Source organism: Aliihoeflea sp., assembly GCF_052435475.1.
Taxonomy (GTDB): domain Bacteria; phylum Pseudomonadota; class Alphaproteobacteria; order Rhizobiales; family Rhizobiaceae; genus Aliihoeflea.
Window position 1 is genome coordinate 1 of the sequence record NZ_JBQVMV010000042.1, and the last position, 1,082, is coordinate 1,082.

Annotated in this window: 2 protein-coding genes; one reads left to right on the forward strand and one right to left on the reverse strand. The window is 66.0% G+C overall.

What is annotated here, in order from left to right:
* The coding region (locus ACT6QU_RS19425) for a helix-turn-helix domain-containing protein (protein ID WP_444837025.1) at positions 1–276 on the forward strand (276 nt) is incomplete at its 5' end.
* Positions 277–459: 183 nt separating this feature from the next.
* Here the strand turns inward: ACT6QU_RS19425 and ACT6QU_RS19430 are convergent.
* The coding region (locus tag ACT6QU_RS19430; RefSeq protein ID WP_444837026.1) for a GTP-binding protein at positions 460–1,082 on the reverse strand (623 nt) is incomplete at its 5' end.

Consider the following 1,082-nt stretch of genomic DNA (forward strand, 5'->3'; position numbering starts at 1 on the left):
CTCGACGAGCCCTACTCGGCGGTCGAACTCGCCAAATCCGCGAACCTCTCGGTACGCCAGGTCGAACGGCTCTTCCTGCGCCATCTCAACGTCACGCCCGGTCGCTACTACATGCGCCTGCGTCTCGAGCGAGCCCGCGAATTGCTACGCCAGACCAACCTGCCGATCCTCGACGTCGCCATCGCGACCGGCTTCACCTCCCACTCCTACTTCGCGCAAAGCTACCGCCTCCTCTTCGGCCGCCCCCCAAGCGAAGAGCGCCGCACGACGTATTAGCTGCGACTGCGCCGCGACCCCCACTCCGTCGCGCTTCGCGCGCCACCTCTCCCCCTCGAAAGGGGGAGAGGAAAGCCTGCCGCGATGGAAGCGCCTAATCCAGCTTGGGTTCCTCTCCCCTTTTGAGGGGGAGAGGTGGTCCGAAGGACCGGAGTGGGGGTCTTCAGTGCGTCAGCCAATCCATCAACGCCCAACGACCCCGCCCCGAAACCCCGCAATCGCCAGCGGATTGTCCACCATCGCAGCCCGATCCGGCGCATCCACCGCCGGCTGCCCGACGAACGCCCCGAACAGCCGCCGCACATAGTCTTCCGGCAAATCATGTGTGATCAGCACCAGCCGCGTCCCGCGCTGGCCGTCGGGCCAGGCGGGCAGTCGTGCGGGCGGGTGCAGGAGCTTTTGGACGCCGTGGATCACCAGCGGTCGCTCCGGGTCCTCGGCGATCTCGATGATCCCCTTCATGCGCAAGAGTCGCTCGCCCTGCGTGGAGCGCAACAGGTCGAGGAACATCTCGATGGTCGACCACGACACCGGACGGTCGTGGACGAGCGAGAAGGTGCGGATCGACGGGTCGTGGTGCGAATGCGCGTGGTCGTGCGAATGGTCGTGATCGTGATCGTGATGATGGTCGTGCTCGCTCTCGCCCAGCCAGCGCGAGACGTCCGCGATCTTCGTCGCCGGATCGTAGAGCCCACAGGCAATCAGCGCCGCCGTGCCAGACGTCGAACCTTCGACGAACGCTGCGCCCGGATTGAGCCCGCGCAGCTTCGCTTTCAGTCCCGCAACCTCGCCTTCGTCCGCAAGAT